11 protein-coding genes are annotated in these 16,534 nt (G+C 71.4%); 3 read left to right on the top strand and 8 right to left on the bottom strand.

What is annotated here, in order from left to right; genetic code table 11:
* Nucleotides 1-27: 27 nt before the first annotated feature.
* Both KZI27_RS08385 and KZI27_RS08380 read left to right on the top strand, forming a co-directional pair.
* Nucleotides 28-1,230, top strand: coding sequence for a sensor histidine kinase (locus KZI27_RS08385; RefSeq protein WP_222660552.1), 1,203 nt, complete (start codon nt 28-30; stop codon nt 1,228-1,230).
* Nucleotides 1,227-1,853, top strand: coding sequence for a response regulator transcription factor (locus tag KZI27_RS08380; RefSeq protein WP_222660550.1), 627 nt, complete (start codon nt 1,227-1,229; stop codon nt 1,851-1,853). The genes KZI27_RS08385 and KZI27_RS08380 overlap by 4 nt, the downstream gene beginning before the upstream one ends.
* 131 nt (nt 1,854-1,984) lie before the next feature.
* On the opposite strand, the gene KZI27_RS08375 is transcribed toward KZI27_RS08380, so the two are convergent.
* The 6 genes from KZI27_RS08375 to KZI27_RS08350 are packed head-to-tail and all read right to left on the bottom strand — an operon-like array spanning nt 1,985 to nt 9,587.
* Complete coding sequence (locus tag KZI27_RS08375) at nt 1,985-4,087, bottom strand: glycoside hydrolase family 36 protein (RefSeq protein ID WP_222660548.1); 2,103 nt, start codon at nt 4,085-4,087, stop codon at nt 1,985-1,987.
* Nucleotides 4,084-4,977 carry an ABC transporter ATP-binding protein gene (locus KZI27_RS08370; protein ID WP_222660546.1) on the bottom strand — a complete coding sequence of 298 codons (894 nt, stop codon included), beginning with the start codon at nt 4,975-4,977 and terminating at the stop codon, nt 4,084-4,086. The genes KZI27_RS08375 and KZI27_RS08370 overlap by 4 nt, the downstream gene beginning before the upstream one ends.
* Nucleotides 4,974-5,846: an ABC transporter ATP-binding protein gene (locus tag KZI27_RS08365; RefSeq protein WP_123313058.1), complete on the bottom strand. Its 873-nt coding sequence runs from the start codon at nt 5,844-5,846 to the stop codon at nt 4,974-4,976. The genes KZI27_RS08370 and KZI27_RS08365 overlap by 4 nt, the downstream gene beginning before the upstream one ends.
* The gene (locus KZI27_RS08360) at nt 5,843-6,865 is read right to left on the bottom strand and encodes an ABC transporter permease (protein WP_222660544.1); all 1,023 of its coding nucleotides are present in this window, start codon (nt 6,863-6,865) and stop codon (nt 5,843-5,845) included. The genes KZI27_RS08365 and KZI27_RS08360 overlap by 4 nt, the downstream gene beginning before the upstream one ends.
* Before the next feature lie 12 nt (nt 6,866-6,877).
* Nucleotides 6,878-7,867, bottom strand: coding sequence for an ABC transporter permease (locus tag KZI27_RS08355; RefSeq protein ID WP_123313060.1), 990 nt, complete (start codon nt 7,865-7,867; stop codon nt 6,878-6,880).
* Between the two features lie 34 nt (nt 7,868-7,901).
* Nucleotides 7,902-9,587, bottom strand: coding sequence for an ABC transporter substrate-binding protein (locus KZI27_RS08350; RefSeq protein ID WP_222660542.1), 1,686 nt, complete (start codon nt 9,585-9,587; stop codon nt 7,902-7,904).
* Nucleotides 9,588-9,703: 116 nt separating this feature from the next.
* Here KZI27_RS08350 and KZI27_RS08345 point away from each other — a divergent pair, with 116 nt between their 5' ends.
* Nucleotides 9,704-12,298 (top strand): glycoside hydrolase family 2 protein, encoded by a 2,595-nt coding sequence (locus KZI27_RS08345; protein WP_222660540.1) that lies wholly within the window; start codon nt 9,704-9,706, stop codon nt 12,296-12,298.
* A gap of 55 nt (nt 12,299-12,353) precedes the next feature.
* Here the strand turns inward: KZI27_RS08345 and KZI27_RS08340 are convergent, their stop codons facing one another.
* Together KZI27_RS08340 and KZI27_RS08335 are read right to left on the bottom strand one after the other, a co-directional pair.
* Nucleotides 12,354-14,516: an alpha-galactosidase gene (locus KZI27_RS08340; RefSeq protein ID WP_261784182.1), complete on the bottom strand. Its 2,163-nt coding sequence runs from the start codon at nt 14,514-14,516 to the stop codon at nt 12,354-12,356.
* Nucleotides 14,513-16,528: a beta-galactosidase gene (locus KZI27_RS08335; RefSeq protein WP_222660538.1), complete on the bottom strand. Its 2,016-nt coding sequence runs from the start codon at nt 16,526-16,528 to the stop codon at nt 14,513-14,515. Before KZI27_RS08335 ends, KZI27_RS08340 begins: the two co-directional genes overlap by 4 nt.
* Nucleotides 16,529-16,534 lie beyond the last annotated feature (6 nt).

The following is a 16,534-nucleotide window of genomic DNA, read 5'->3' as shown; positions in this document are numbered from 1 at the left end:
GTGCTGCATCGATGGGATGCTGTGGTCATGAGCGGCGAGACGTGGGTGCGCAACCGGTGGTTGCACGTGTTCTTCGCGGGCACGATGCTCCTCACCGCCGTGATCACCGCGCTCGGCTGGTCCCCGTGGTCGACCCGCTGGCCCGCGTACCTCGCTGTGGTGGTCCTCGTCGTGGCGTACATCGCGTACGGGCACCGCGGCTACGACAGCCCCCGAGCTGCCGCCGCGTTCCTGCCGCTCGTCGTCGTCGCCGCCCTGGTGTTGCCGGCCGTCGTGCCGAGCACCGCGTTCGTGCAGTGCATCGTGTTCCCGCTGGTCTGGGTGCAGTCCGAGCGGGTCCGCACCGCGGTCCTGTTGTCCATCGCGGTCGGCGTCGTGAGCGGCATCGGTCTGCAGGTCTCCGAGGGCCCGGACGCCCTCGTCAGCACCCTGCTCATCGAGGGCATCAGCGTCATCGGTGCCTGCGCGATGGGCGTGTGGATCTCGAGCGTCGCCGGCCTGTCCGAGGAGCGCCGCCAGCTCGTCGAGGAACTCCGCGCCACCCAGCAGTCCCTCGCCGACGCGAACCGCACTGCGGGCATCGCGAGCGAACGGGAGCGCCTGGCCCGTGAGATCCACGACACCGTCGCGCAGAACCTCGCCGGCATCGTCATGCTCACCGAACGGGCCCGCGGGGACCTGGCGAACGACCGCTCCGATGCGCTCGAGGAACGACTCACCGTCCTCGAGGAGTCCGCCCGAGCCGCCCTCGAGGAATCCCGAGTCCTCGTCGCAGCCGGGGCAGCCGGCATGACCCACGACAGCCTCGCCGGCGCCCTCCACCGCCTCGCCGAACGGCACACCCGCGAGACCGGCGCAGTCGTGACCGTCGATGCGTCCGACTGTGCACTGGATCGCGACGCGCAGGTGGTCCTGCTCCGCGTCGCGCAGGAGGCCCTCTCGAACGTCCGCGCGCACGCCGGCTCCGCCTCCGTGCAGGTCCGTCTGCTCCGCGAAGAAGAGCAGACCGTGCTGCGGATCACCGACGACGGCACCGGGTTCGACCCCGCGCAGCCGACGGCCGGGCACGGCCTGCGCGGGCTCCGCGAGCGCCTCGCCCTCGCCGGCGGTACCTGCACGATCACGAGCGCCCTGGGCCGGGGCACCGTCGTCGAGGCGACCCTGCCCACCGGAGCCGCACCGGGCCTCCCGTCCGCCGTTCGCCACCCCGTGGCGGAGGTGGCCCGGTGATCCGCGTCGTGGTCGCCGACGACCACCCGATCGTCCGCTCGGGCATCGTTGCGCTGCTGCAGGACGCCGACGACATCGACGTGGTGGGCCAGGCCAGCGACGGCCGTGCCGCGGTGTCCGTCGTGCTGGCGGAGCGCCCCGACGTCGTGCTGATGGACCTGCGGATGCCAGAGCTCGACGGTGATGCGGCGACGGCGGAGATCCTCGCGGCGGAACCGGGCGTCCGCGTCCTGATCCTGACGACGTACGAGTCCGACGACCAGATCCTCGCGGCCATCGAGGCCGGGGCCACCGGGTACCTGCTCAAGGCGGCCCCGGAGTCCGAGATTCTCGCCGGGGTGCGGGCGACCGCGCGGGGCGAGACGGCACTGGCCCCGTCGGCGGCGGCTGCGCTCGTCAGGCGGGCCACCGGTGGGATCCCGACGGGCCCGTCCCTGACCCCGCGCGAACTCGAGGTCCTGCAACTCGTCGCCCAGGGCAACTCGAACCCGGCGATCGGCCGCGCCCTGTTCCTCAGCGAGACGACGGTGAAGACGCACCTCGGGCACGTGTTCGAGAAGCTCGGCGTCAACGACCGCACCCGTGCCGTGACCCGTGCGATGGAGCTCCGACTCTTCCCCTGACCCCCGCGCTTCCCGACGCGCGCTTGGTGAGCAGAAATGGTCGGGTGCGTCACCGCGACCCGACCATTCCTGCTCACCATCTGACGCACGCCGCTGCCATCGACGCGCGCCCACCCGGTGTCACCACCGGCTCAGTGCTCCGCGTCCGCCCCCTCCGGTCGGACGCGGAACACCCGTGCCGTCGGGGTGGCACCACCGTGACCGACGTGGAGCACGCCTGCCGATGCCTCCCACGAGACGGACCACGATCCGAGCGCCGTCGGGAACAGCGGCTCGACGACGACCTCCTGCCCGGCGAAGCCCGACAGCGGCAACGACACCGACGAGCCGGCACCGGGCAGCGCCCAGACCGACAAGTACAGCTCCCCGGACGTGGCCCGCAACCCGAGCGCGAGCCACGGGTCCTCCCACGCCGGCAACCCGAGCGGCCACACCGGCACCGCCGACTCGATGACCTCGAGCACTGTCCGGTGTGCCTCGATCGCAGAACGCACGACCGCCCGTTGCGCCGGCGACATCGCGTTCAGGTAGCCCGACAGGTACATCCGCCCGAGCACCCCGTTCACGAGCGACAGCTCGAACAGGTCGGGCGACATCGTCGGCGCCGGGTACGCCCAGTTCCCCGCCTGCTCGGGCAGCATCGCGGCGGGAGCGGCCGCGGCGATCGACGCGGACAGCACCGGGTCCTGCTGGTCCGAGGTCGACTGCATGTGCAACCGGGACAGCATCGCGGAGTCGGCGCGCATCGCTCCCGAGGCGCAGTTCTCGATGAGCAGCGACGGGTACCGGGCCTGCACGGCGTCGAGCCAGTCGAGCAGCGCCCGCTGGTGGTCGAGCATCCCGGCGAACGGCCCCGTCATGGTGTTGTTGTCCATCTTGAAGAACGTCACCCCGAGCTCCCCGACCAGCCGGTCGACGACCGCGTCCAGGTGCGCCCGAGCCTCCGGCGAACGGAGGTCGAGCAGGTGCCGCCCGTGCTCCGCGACCCGGACCCCGTGGTGCTGGACGAACGCGGACGACGGCAGGGTCACGGCCAGCGGCGAGTGGATGCCGATGACCTCGGGCTCGAGCCACAGCCCGGCCTGCATGCCCCGCGACCGGATGTGGTCGATGACAGACCCGAGCCCGGTCGGGAACCGCGACGCAGCCTCCTCCCACGCTCCGACGGTGTCCCACCAGTGCCCCTCGGCGTACCAGCCGGCGTCGATGCAGAACAGGTCCGCTCCGGCGTCTGCTGCCGCGTCGATCAGCGGCAGGAGCTTCTCGGTGGTCGGGTCGCCCATGAGCGTGTTCATGTAGTCGTTGAACACGAGCGGCAGGGCACGGTCGGCCTCGCGCACGTGCCGGAACGCCCGACGCTGCGCCGTGAGCACCTCGAACGCGCCACCGACCGAGCCGGCGATCCCGACCGACACCGGAACGGACACGAACGGCTGCCCCGGAGCGACGACGGCCGTCCACTGGTGCTCCTGGTCGGTCGGTCCGCTCAGCAGCACGTACGCGTGCCGCCGGGTGTCGCCGAGTTCGTACAGCCACGGCCCGTTGTGCTCGATCTGCCACACGAGCGCGTACGGAGTCGGCACAGCGCCGTCCGCCTGCAGCACCCCGATCGGCAGGGCCTCTCCCGTCGACCACGACCCCCGGTTCTGCACGACCGCGCGGCTGCGGGGCGGGTGGTGCTGCGCCTCGCGGTCGATCGCCGCCAGCCCGATCGACCGCAGCGGATCGGTCCGCCACCGGCTCTCGGCCGCCCAGTCGTTGTCCGCGTGCACGAGGGCCAGGTCGTCGACGCCGACCCCGGAGTCCGTCAGGAACGCCCCGGTCGCGAACGACGACACGAAGTCCACGACGTGCTCGCCGTCGTCGGCGGACACCTCGGTCCACGTCTGGAACCCCGGGACGTCGGCGCGCGCCCGGAACACCGACTCGACCTGGAGGCCCGTGGCCGCGTCCGTCTGCACGATCCGGAACCACGGATCGGTCGCGTCGTCGGACCCATGCCAGGAAACGGGTCGCAGTCGCGCCCCGATCGTGGAGTCCACGTGCCGGAACCCGCCCGGGAACCGCCCGTGTCCGATCGTGGTCAGCTCGACCAACGGCTGCGGGTCGTCGGGTCCGTCGGCGAGCGCTCCACCGGCCGGCACGAAGGACACGAGTGCGGCGGGCTGGTCGTCGCCGATCCGGAAGCGTGCCGAGAACCCGGGCGTGACCCAGTCGGCGAAGGCTCCGCTCACCGTGCGCCGACCGGCGCGGGCGAACTCGTCACCCAGTCACCGACGCCGTGGTCGTAGCAGGTGGTGTTGTCGATCTTCGCGCGGTCGAGGGCGCTGCCCGAGGTCACCTTGCGGTCGATCCGTTCGGGGTCCGGGGCGGCCTCGGCGAGCAGCCGGGTGTAGTCGTGCTGCGGGTTGAGGATCACGGCGTCGGAGGGTCCGCGTTCGACGACCCGGCCGCGGTAGAGCACCAGGATCTCGTCGGAGAAGTGGCGTGCGGTCGCCAGGTCGTGCGTGATGTACAGCACGGCGAGGTGGTCCTCGCGCTGCAGGCGTCCCATCAGGTTGAGCACGCTGAGCCGGATCGACACGTCGAGCATCGACACCGGTTCGTCGGCGATGAGCACCTGGGCGCCGGGGGCGAGTGCGCGGGCGATGGCGACGCGCTGCCGCTGCCCGCCGGAGAGCTCGTGCGGTCGGCGGCTCGCGAAGTCCTCGTCGAGGTTGACGCGGCCGAGCAGTTCCCGCACCTTCTCGGCGGTCTCGTCGGCGCCTCGGGACCGGTGGTGCAGCTGCAGCGGCCGAGCGATGTGGTGCTCGATCGAGTGGAACGGGTTGAGCGACGCGAAGGGGTCCTGGAACACCATCTGCACGTGCCGGCGGTACATGCTGCCGACGACGGGTGTGCCGTCCTCGAGCCGCACGTCGATCGAGCCACGTGTGGTGCTCTCGAGTTTGGCGAGCATCCGGGCGATGGTCGACTTGCCCGAGCCGGACTCCCCCACGAGCGCCACGGTCCGGCCCGGCAACAGGTCGAACGACACGTCGTCGACGGCGCGCAGGGTGGTCCGCTTGAGGCCCTTGCGGGTGTGGAAGTCCTTGCCGAGGTGGCTGACGGTCACACTGGTCATCGGATCTCCTCGTGGACTGCGGCCGCGTGGTCGTCGACGCCGGAGCGGATGAACGCGCCGCGCTCCCCCGACAGGCTCGGGAACGACTGCAGCAGCTTCTGCGTGTACGGGTGCTTCGGGTCGTGCTGGATGACCGAGGCGCGGTCGCACTCGACGACCTCGCCGCGCAGCATGATCGCGATCCTGTCGCTGATCTCGAGCAGCAGCGGCAGGTCGTGCGTGATGAACACGACGGCGAACCCGAGCTCGTCGCGCAGTCGGACGATCTCGCGCAGGATCTCGCGCTGCACCACGACGTCGAGCGCGGTGGTGGGCTCGTCCATGATCATGATCTGCGGTTCGAGCAGCATCGCCATCGCGATCATCACGCGCTGCCGCATGCCGCCGGACAGCTCGTGCGGGTACGCGGTGATGCGGGACGGGTCGACGCCGACGCGGCTCAGGGCGTCCTCGGCGATGGCACGGCGCTCCTTGCGGGACAGGTCGCGCCGGTGTTCCTTGAGGGCGTCGTCGAGCTGCGCCCGGATGGTGGTGACCGGGTTGAGGGCGTTCATCGCGCCCTGGAACACCATCGACAGCTTCGACCAGCGCACGGCCCGCAGCTGTTCGTGCGGCAGCCCGAGCAGGTCGATGTCGGTGCCGTCGCGGTCGTGGAACGTGATGCTGCCCGAGGCGACCTTCGCCGGCGGTCGGTGCAGCCGGGTGATGGCGTAGGCCAGGGTCGTCTTGCCGCAGCCGGACTCCCCCGCCAGCCCGAGGATCTCGCCGGGGGCCAGGGTGAGCGACACGTCCTTGACGGCGTGCACGGGGTGTTCGGTCTCGTAGACGACGTCGAGGTGGTCGATCGTCAGCACGGCTTCGGCACTCATCGGACGAACTCCTTCGTGGTGCGTGCGGAACGCGTGGCGCGGGCGGCGCGCTTCGCACGACGGTCGCGCCGTCGCTGCGCCCGCACGTTGGCGAGCCGCGGGTTGATGACCTCGTCGATCGAGAAGTTCACCAGGGACAGGCCCATGCCGAGCAGCGCGATGAGCAGGCCGGGTGGTACGAACCACCACCACGCACCGTTCGCCAGCGCGAAACCGTTCTGGGCGTAGAAGAGCATGGTGCCGAGCGTCGACGAGTTCGACGCCCCGAGCCCGAGGAACGACAGTCCCGCTTCCCCGAGGATCGCGGCGATCACCGCGAACACGAACTGCGACGCCAGGACGGGCAGCAGGTTCGGCAGGATCTCGACGGCGATGACCCGCCAGGGCCGTTCGCCGGCGACGCGGGCGGCGGAGACGTAGTCGCGGTTGCGGATCGACATCGTCTGCGCCCGCAGGACCCGGGCGGACCCGGCCCACGAGGTGATCGCGAGGACGACGGCGATGGTCCAGAGCCCGCGGGCCTCGCGCGGCACCAGGCCGGAGATCACGATGACGAGCGGCAGGCCGGGGATGACGAGGAACACGTTCGAGAACAGTGAGAACGCCTCGTCCATGATCCCGCCCAGGTAGGCGCCGAGGATCCCGAAGAACGCGGACAGCACCGTGGCGAGCACGCCGACGATCAGGCCGATCTGCAGGCTGCCGCGGGTGGCGTAGGCGAGCTGGGCGAGGACGTCCTGCCCGGTCTGGGTGGTGCCCAGGACGTTCGAGCCGCTCGGCCCCTGCAGTCCGGAGTCGCGGATGGTGGTCGGGTCGCCGACGAGCAGCGGCCCGATCACCCCGAACAGCGTGACGCCGGCGACGAGGGCGATGCCCGTGACGAGCCACGGGGTCAGGGTCGGCAGGAAACGGCGGATGCCGCCCTTCGTCTGCCGCCTGGTGGCGATCGACGTGGTGGTGTCGGCCTCTTCGGCGAGTGCGCCGATGGTGGGTTCGGTGTCCTGCTGGATGTTGGTCATGGCGTGTCCTCCCTAGCTCCGCGCCCGCGTCCGCGGGTCGATGAGCCCGTACAGCAGGTCGACGACGAGGTTCGCGCCGAGGACCGCCAGGGTGATGAACAGGAAGATCCCCTGCATGAGCGCGTAGTCGTTGTTCGTCACGGCGGACAGCAGCTTCGACCCGATGCCCGGGTACGAGAACACCTGCTCGGTGACGACGGAGCCGGACACGATGAACCCGAGGGAGATCGCGAAGCCGGCGACCGAGGGCAGGACGGCGTTCCGGGCGGCGTAGTTCCGCAGGATCTTGCCGTCGGACAGTCCCTTGGCCTGGGCGGTGGTGATGTAGTCCTCGGACAGCGTCGACACCATCATGTTGCGCATGCCGAGCAGCCAGCCGCCCAGGGACGCGAGCACGATCGTCACGGCGGGCAGCACCCCGTACTGGACCGCCGAGGCGATGAAGTCCCAGTTGAACCCGGGGGTCAGGATGACGTCGTAGCCACCCTGCGCCGGGAACAGGTGGATGCCGGTGGCGAAGAAGTACACCAGGATCAGCGCGAGCCAGAAGTACGGCACCGCGGCGAGCAGGGTGGTGGCCGGTACGAACGAGTCGAGCCAGGTGCCCGGACGCCAGCCGACGAAGGCACCGAGGCCGACGCCGATGATCGCGGCGAGGATCGTCGCGATCCCGACCAGCGCGATCGTCCACGGCAGCGAGCTTGCGATGACCTCGGTGACGGGCGCCGGGAAGTAGCTGACGGACACCCCGAGGTCACCGCGGAACACGTTGACCAGGTAGTGGCCGTACTGGGAGATCAACGGTTCCGAGGAATCGCCACCGAGGAGCAGCTCGTACGCCTGCCGTGTCGCCGGGGTCACCTGCCCGCCGCGCTGCTGGAGCTTGGCGAGCAGGATGTCCACCGGGTTCCCGGGCAGCAGCCGCGGGATGATGAAGTTCAGCGTCAGTGCCGCCCACAGCGCGACGATGTAGAAGCCGATCTTGCGCAGGAAGTAGGTCATCGTCGAGTGCTCCTCGGTCGCGATCCCATCGTGGTCAGCCCTTCGCCGGCTTCAGTGCCTTGAAGATCTCGGCGTTGTCCGGGCTCGCCCAGACCGCCGGGAAGGCGTAGAGGTCGTCCTTCGTGGGCCAGCCGGTGAACTTCGCCGCGTGGAACTCGCTCGTCGTGCCGCCGGTCATGACGGGGATGTACGGCAGGTCCTCGACGATGTGCTGCTGGATCGTGTCGATCTCCGGCTGCGTCGCAGCGGTGTCGGACGGGTCGATCGTCGCGAGCTTCGCGATGGCCTTGTCGACGTCGGGGTTGCTGTACCGCGAGATGTTCATCGGGGCCGCTTCACCGACCTTCGCGGTGTTCGCCGTCGTGAAGTAGTTGTTGTACAGGTAGTACGGGTTCGCCGTCGGGCCCTGGCCGAGCGAGTCGATCGCGAGCTCGAAGTTGCCCTTGGTCTTCTTGTCGGTCCACTCGTTCCACGACGACTGCTGCGCCTTGAGCTCGATGCCCGCGGCCTTGAGCTGCTGCGTCATCGTGTCGATCGCAGTGATGTAGTCGGTCCATCCGGTGACGACCTCGACGGTCAGGGACAGCTTCTTGCCGTCCTTGGCGTAGATGCCGTCAGCGCCCTTCTTCCACCCGGCGTCCTCGAGCGTCGACGCGGCGGCGGCCTTGTCGGCGGTCTCCGGCATCACGGCGGGCTCGATGTCCTTCGAGATGGTGTCCTTCTGCGTCGTGGTGAGCGCGAAGGTCGGCGAGATCTCGCTCGCGGTGTTCTCGAACGCCAGCGAGTTGAGCTGCTTGCGGTTGATGGCGTCGGCGATGGCGTGGCGGACGGCCGGGTCGGTCTGCGGGCCGGCGCAGCCGAGGTCCGTGTTCGCGCAGGTGAGCAGCGCCATCTGGTTCTGGCCGACGGTGATGCCGTCGTAGCCGTTGTAGTTGCCGGCGATGTCGTCCATGTTCGGCACCGGGCCGGTCTGCCAGTCGATCGAGCCCTGCTTGAGCGCGTCGGCGCCGGCGGTGTTGCCGGAGAGCGACAGGTAGCGGATGGTCTTCACGGCCGGGGCGCCGTCCCAGTACTCCTTGTTCGCCTCGAGGGTGAAGGCCTGCGCCTTGAAGGTGCCGAGCGTGTACGGACCGGTGCCGACGGGCTCGCGCACGACGTCGGTGGTCGGGTCGATGTCCTTCCACAGGTGCTCCGGCACGATCCAGGTCTTGCCGAGCAGGTTCGGGCCGAGCACGAACGACGGCTTGTCGAACGTCACGACGACCTTGTCGTCGCCGTCGGCCTTCGCGGTGCCGTCGTAGCCGATCGAGTTCAGGGCCTTCTGCTTCGTGAGCATGTCGAGCGTGAAGACGACGTCCTTCGAGGTGAAGGGCTCGCCGTCGCTCCAGGTCGCCCCGTCGCGCAGGGTGATGGTGAGCTGGGTGCCGTCCGTGTTCCACTCGTAGGACTTGCCGAGCAGTGGCTTCGGGTCCTTCGTGTTGACGTTGGTGATGAAGAACAGCGACTCGTAGATCGTGCCGACGCCACCGATGTTGGACGGCGACCACGGGTTGAAGTTGATCTGGTAGTCGCCGGACTGTCCGGTGTAGGCGACCAGGGTCGAGGCGGCGTCGCCCTTCGTGCTGGCGCTGCCGCTCGCGCTGCAGCCGCTCAGCGCGAGGCCGGCGGCGAGGAGTACGGCGGCGCCGATGGCGAGCCGTGAACGGGTTGGGTTGAACATCGTTGTCCTCTCGGTCTGCGTCGTCGCAGGATCCACGTTGTGAGCGTGATTGTTACACGCGTAAACTAAGGCGGTCAAGGGGTCGTGTCACGGCCCCGTAACGATGAGGAGACGCAATGGAGCGGACCACCCTGGACGGCACGTGGACGGTCGAGGCGGTGCACGGACCGGCACAGGCCGATGCGCACCGGGAGCCGGTCGCCGCGATCGTCCCCGGCTGCGTGCACACCGACCTGCTGCGGGCGGGTCGGATCCCCGACCCGTTCGACGGCGACAACGAGGCCGCGACCCAGTGGATCGGCGACACGGTCTGGCGGTACCGCCGCACCTTCGAGTGGTCGGGCACGGGCACGCACGACCGCCACGACCTGGTCGCCGACGGTCTCGACACCCTCGCGACGATCGAGCTGAACGGCGTCGTCGTCGCGACCACCGCGAACCAGCACCGCGCGTACCGGTTCCCCGTCGGGCACCTGCTGCGCCCCGGCGCGAACGAGCTCGTCGTCACCTTCGACGCCCCGGTCCCCGCGGCCGAGCGGCTGTCCGCCCTGCACGGCGGCGAACTCCCCCACGTCAACCACCACCCCTACAACGCGCTGCGCAAGAACGCGTCGAACTTCGGCTGGGACTGGGGCATCGACGTCGCCACGAGCGGCATCTGGAAGTCGATCGGCATCGAGTCGTGGAGCGGCGCCCGCATCGCGGCCGTCCGCCCGCTCGTCGACGTCGACGGCACCACCGGCGTGCTCACCGCGCACGTGGACGTCGAGTTCGCCGGTTCCTCCGGCGCCTTCTCGCAGGCCATCGGCAGCGCACCCGTCGCGTCCGCGGGCGGTGACGCCGGTGCCGGACTGGAGGCCCGGATCACCCTGGCCCCGCACCACGCGTCCGCAGCGCACCCCGGTGCCGACACCGTGCCTCCCGTCCGCCCCGCCGACCACGCGGCGACCGCCGGCCGGGTCGTCGGCGCGCGCCCCGTCGTGACCGGTCCGGATCGCACGACCGGGTCCGTCGTCGTGCGGCTCGAGGTGCCCCAGGTCGCCGTCTGGTGGCCGCGCGGCGAGGGCGACCAGCCGTTGTACGACGTCCGGGTCGAGGTCGGCGACGACGTGTGGACCGGCCGCGTCGGGTTCCGGACCGTCACGCTCGACACCGCGGCCGACGGCGGTGGAGCGCCGTTCCTGCTCCGGGTGAACGACCGGCCCGTGATCGTGCGGGGCGCGAACTGGATCCCCGACCACGCGTACCTGACCGAGATGACGCCCGAGCGCTACGCCGACCGGATCGACGACGCGATCGACGCGAACGTCAACCTGCTCCGCGTCTGGGGCGGCGGGATCTACGAGTCCGACGACCTGTACGACCGGTGCGACGAACTCGGCGTGCTCGTCTGGCAGGACTTCCTGTTCGCCTGCGCCGCCTACGCCGAGGAACCCTGGCTCGCCGACGAGGTCGAGCCCGAGGTCCGCGAAGCCGTCACCCGGCTCAGCCCGCACCCGTCGCTCGTGGTGTGGAACGGCAACAACGAGAACCTCGTCGCGTACGCCGAGTGGGGATGGCGGCCGTCGCTCGTCGGCCGGACCTGGGGCAACGGCTACTACCGCTCGCTGCTGCCGTCGATCGTCGCCGAGCTCGACCCGACCCGTCCGTACACGCCGGGCAGCCCGTTCTCGTTCGACGAGTACCTGACGCCGAACGACGAGCGGAACGGCAGCGTGCACATCTGGGACGTCTGGAACCGGCTCGACTACCGCGCCTACGCCGACTGGAACCCGCGGTTCGTGGCGGAGTTCGGGTTCCAGGGACCGCCCGCGTGGTCGACCCTCACCGCGGTGGTGCACGACGAGCCGCTCGACCCCGACGGCCACGAGATGCTCGTGCACCAGAAGGCCGACCAGGGCAACCAGAAGCTCGCCGACGGCATGCGCGGGCACCTGCCCGCACCGACGAGCATCGAGGACTGGCACTTCGCCGCGCAGCTCAACCAGGCGCACGCGATCCGCTTCGGCATGGAGTGGTTCCGGTCCCGCACGCCCGACAACACCGGCATGATCGTCTGGCAGCTCAACGACGACTGGCCCGTGGTGTCATGGGCACTCGTCGACCACGCGGGCATCCGGAAGCCGGTCTGGTACGCGGTGCGGCAGGCCTACCAGCCGGTCCTGCTCACCGTGCAGCCCGATGCGTCCGGTGCTGCGGGTGGGCTCGACGTCGTGCTCGTGAACGCGTCCGGGGCATCGGTCGCCGAGGAGGTCACGGTCTCCCGCGTCGGGTTCGACGGCACCGTGCTCGAGTCGTCCTCGTTCCCGCTCACCGCCGGGCCCGCCGACGCCGACCGGGTCACGCTGCCGGTTGCGCTCGCGGTGCCCGGGGATGCCGGCTCCGAGGTGCTGGTCGTCACCGGGGCAGGGACCCGCACGGTGTTCGACTTCGCCGAGGTCGTCGACCAGGTGCTCGCCCGCTCACCGCTGTCCACGTCGGTCACGGCGACCGACGACGGGGCGGTCGTGACGGTGACGGCGACATCCTACGCGCGGGACGTCTCGCTGTTCCCGGACCGCGTGGACCCGGCCGCTCGGGTCGACGACGGCCTGGTGTCCCTGCTCGCCGGCGAGTCGGTGACGTTCACGGTGACGGGTGCGCGGGGCATCGCCCCCGAGGCGCTCGTCGCCCCGCTCGTCCTGCGCCACGCGGGCTCGCTGCTCCCCTGACGCGGGCGCCCGCTCGCCGACCGTGCTGTCGGCGAGCGGGCGATCCGCGAGCGGGTCAGTCGAGGGCGGCCAGCTCGAACACGATCGCGGTCGCGGGGGCCAGCAGCGGCAGCCTCGCCCCGACGTCCTCGAGCACCGCACCCGACAGCTCCAGGTGCCCGCGAACGAGCCACGCCGGCGGCACCATGTCGAGTCCGTGCGGCACCCGCAGCCCTGCGACCGGGGCCAGCCGGTAGCTCCGAGCCCGGTCGAGCCCCCGCATCCGCAACGGCACCGGCAGCGACTGCGGCCCGGTCTCGGTCCGTGCGACCCGCACCAGCGCCCGCGACCGGTCGACGGCCACCACCGAGGTCGCCACGAGCCCGGGGTCGCCGAGCTCCAGGTGCCGCAGCCGCCCGGTGTGCAGCAGCCCGCGCTCCCGCTTGTACAGCGCCGTCCACGCGCGCAACCGGTCGAGCTCCGACGGTGACAGCCGGGTGACGTCGGTCTCGATGCCCGCGGAACCGAACAACGACACCGCCATCCGGAAGTCCAGGTCCAGGTGCCGTCCGGTGGTGTGCGACACCTCGGGGCCGACGTGCGAACCGATCAGCTCGAGCGGCAGCAGTGCCTCGGTCCAGCGTTGGATCGGCAGCCGTTCGAAGGCGTCGTTGGAGTCCGACGGCCACACCCGGTCGGTGCGCTCCAGCACGCCGAGGTCCACTCGGGCACCCCCGCTCGCGCACGCCTCGATCTCGAGCCACGGGTGCCGGGCGCGCAGGGCGTCCATCAGCGCCCAGACCCCGCGGGTGTGCGCGTCGATGCCGGCGCGTCCGGCGTGGACCGCGTGCACGATGTCGCGGTTCTGGTCCCACTTCACGAAGTCGACGTGGTGCGCCGCGATCACGGCGGACATCGCCTCGAGCACGAACGCCCGCGCGAGCGGGTTCGCCATGTCGAGCACGTACTGGTTCCGCCAGGTGCGGACGTCGTCCTCGGGGCGCTGCAGCAGCCACTCGGGGTGCGCTGCCGCGAGTTCGGACACCGGGCTCACCATCTCGGGCTCGAACCACAGCCCGAACTCCATGCCGAGTCCGCGGACCCGGTCGACCAGCGGGCCGAGGCCGTCGGGCCACACCGTCGGGTCGACGCGCCAGTCGCCGAGCGACGTCGAGTCCGAACGCCGTCCGAGGAACCAGCCGTCGTCGAGCACGAACCGCTCGACGCCGATGTCCGCCGCGGTCTCGGCCAGGGCCACCAGGGGCGCGAGCTCCTGCCGGAAGTAGACGGCCTCCCAGGTGTTGAGCACCACGGGCCTCGGGCGCTTCGGGTGGCCGGAGCGGCTGCGGAGCGAATCGTGCAGCCGGTCGGACAGGCCGTCCAGCCCGGCGTCGCTCCAGACGAAGACGGCCTCGGGCGCGGCGAAGGACTCCCCCTGCCCGAGGACGACCTCGCCGGCGCGCAGGAGTTCCCCGGCGCCGAGCAGCGGTCGCGCCTCGGCGAGCACGTCGTACCGGTGCACCGAGTCGGCGCTCCAGGCCAGGTGCACGCCCCAGACCGCACCGGAAGCGTCCGAGAACCCGGGCGTCCCGAGCACGAGCAGCGTCGGGGCGTCGTGGCCGGTGCGACCGCGACGGCTCTCCCGCGCGTGGCTCCCGGCGGTCAGGGCTCGACGCTGCGGGGTCCGCTCCCGGGTCCAGCGTCCGGCCAGGTCGAGCACCTCCCCGACCCGTTCGTCGACGGGCAGCGTCGCCTCGAGCGCCTGAAGGTGCACGGGCACCGCGGCCCCGCTCGTCACGGTGTGCCCGACGCGCAGCACCCCCGCGCCGTCGAGCCTGAAGGCACTCCGCAGCAGCAGTTCGTCGGACACCGCGGTGACGACCAGGGAGCCCGGCTCCGCGGCCACCTCGACGTCGCGCCACCGCGGCACGAGCGGCAGCCCGTCGACGTGCCCCGCGATCCCCGGTCGGCCCTCCCACCCGTCGCGTTCGGTCGGCAGCACGGTCAGCGGCCAGGCCGCGTCGAGAGCGCTCGGTCCGAGCGGCCGTCCGACCGCGAGCCGCAGGTCGTCGCCGTCGCCGTCCGCGACGGGTCCGACGTCGCGGCCCCAGTGCAGCACCTCGGGCAGTCCCTCGTCGGCAGTCGCGAGCACGAGCGACACCCCGCCGTCGCGCAGGACGTGCACCCGCCGGCCGTCCAGCGCGTGCGCCGGCGCCGGGTCGCGGTCCACGACGGTCACGACGCACGCTCCTCGCGCAGGACGCGGACGCGTCCCGCGGGGACAACGGTCTCCGGCCCGTGGCCGGAGCCGTCGAGCAGGTCCGTACCGGACGCGGTGACCGTGACGTCGTCTGCGCCGTGGTTGACGAGGAACAGGAAGACGGAACCGTCGTCGTGGACGCGGCGCACCGCCTCCAGGCCGGGAGGCGCGGCGACCGTCCGCGGGAGCGCGCGCTCCTCGATGACCCGGTCCACGAGCCGCTGGGTGCTCTGGGCAGGCAGCATCGCGGACACGTACCAGGCGCCGCCGCCGACGGCGCGGCGGGTGACCGCTGCGCGGTCCGCGAGCGGGCCGCCCGTGTACCGGAGCACGACGTCGGCGTCGTCGACCACCACGGCCTCGGCCCAGTCGGTGACGGTCCCGCCGTCGTCGAGCGTGCGGGTCTCGTCGCGCTGCAGCGGGGTGAACTCCTCGCTCCAGGCGCCGAGCACCTGCCGGAACGCGCCCGGGTAGCCGCCGGCGCGGATGCGGGCGGTCTCGTCGGCCACGCCGGACAGGTAGGTGACGATCAGGGTCGCACCACGGTCGACCACCGCGGCGATCCGCGCGGCGGTGGCGTCGTCGACGACGAGCATCGTCGGGACGACGACCACGTCGTACCCGTCGAGGTCGGCGTCCGAGGGCACGACGTCGGTGAGCACCTGCCGGTCGTGGAACGCGGCGTACCAGGCACGGAGCTCCCGCGAGTACCGCAGGGCTCGGTGCGGCTTCAGCCCGGACTGCAGTGCCCAGCCGGACGGCTCGTCGACGACGATCGCGACCCGCGCCGGTTCGACGCGACTGCCCTGCACCGGGGCGAGGTCACGGAGTGCACGCCCGAGCGCGACGACCTCCCGCCAGATGCGCGTGCGGGTGCCGGCGTGCGGGACCATCGCGGAGTGGAACTGCTCGGCCCCCGCGGTCGACGCCCGCCACTGGAAGAACAGTGCGCCGTCGGATCCGCGGGCGACGTGCACGAGCGAGTTCCGCAGGATCTCCCCCGGCTCCTTCGCCCTGTTGCGCTGCTGCCAGCTCGGCCCGCCCGTCGAGTGCTCCATGAGCAGCCAGGGGTTCCGGCCGGCGGTGATGCCGCGCATCCGGTCGGCGGCGAGGGCGAGGTCCTGCTCACGGTGCGGGTCGTCGACGAGCGTGTAGTGGTCGTTGGCCGGGATCGCGACGTGCTTCGCCCACTCGGCGTAGTCGACGACCTGCGATCCCGCTCCGACCATGAAGTTCGTCGTGACGGGGACGTCCGAGTGCTGCTCGATGACGGCCTTCTCGGCGTCGAAGTGCCGGAGCAGGGCATCGGAGGAGTACCGCTCGAAGTCCAGCGCGAGGCCGGGGTTCGGTGCGCCGCCGACGCCTCGAGGCGGCGACACCTCGTCGAAGGACGTGTAGGTGTGCCCCCAGAACGCCGTCCCCCACGCGGCGTTCGCGGCGTCGACGTCCCCGTACCGCTCGGCGAGCCAGCGTCGGAAGTCCGCTGCCGACTCCTCGCAGTAGCAGCGACCGTTCCCGCCGCCGAGCTCGTTGCTCACGTGCCAGAGCCGCACCGCCGGGTGGTGTCCGTAGCGTTCGGCCAGGGCACCGACGATACGCAGGGCGTGCTCGCGGAAGACCGTCGAGGCGGCGCACCACCCGAGGCGTCCACCTGGACGCTCGCGGCGTTCCGTGGCGTCGACCGGCAGGACCTCGGGGTGGGCGGTCAGCAGCCAGTTCGGCGGGGCGGCGGTCGGCGTCGCGAGGTCCACCGCGATGCCGTTCTCGTGCAGCAGGGCGATGACGTCGTCGAGCCAGTCGAAGGTGTACTCCCCCGGCGACCGCTCGAGCAGCGCCCACGAGAAGACCCCGATCGTGACCAGGTTCACCCCGGCCTCGCGCATCAGGCGGACGTCCTCGAGCCAGACCGCACGGGGCCATTGTTCCGGGCTGTAGTCGCCGCCGAACGACAGGCCGTCGGTCGGCCACGGGACGGTGGGGGCAGCGGTCACGGCATC

Source organism: Curtobacterium sp. TC1 (assembly GCF_019844075.1).
Classification (GTDB): domain Bacteria; phylum Actinomycetota; class Actinomycetes; order Actinomycetales; family Microbacteriaceae; genus Curtobacterium.
This window is presented reverse-complemented; position numbering and strand designations above follow the sequence as displayed.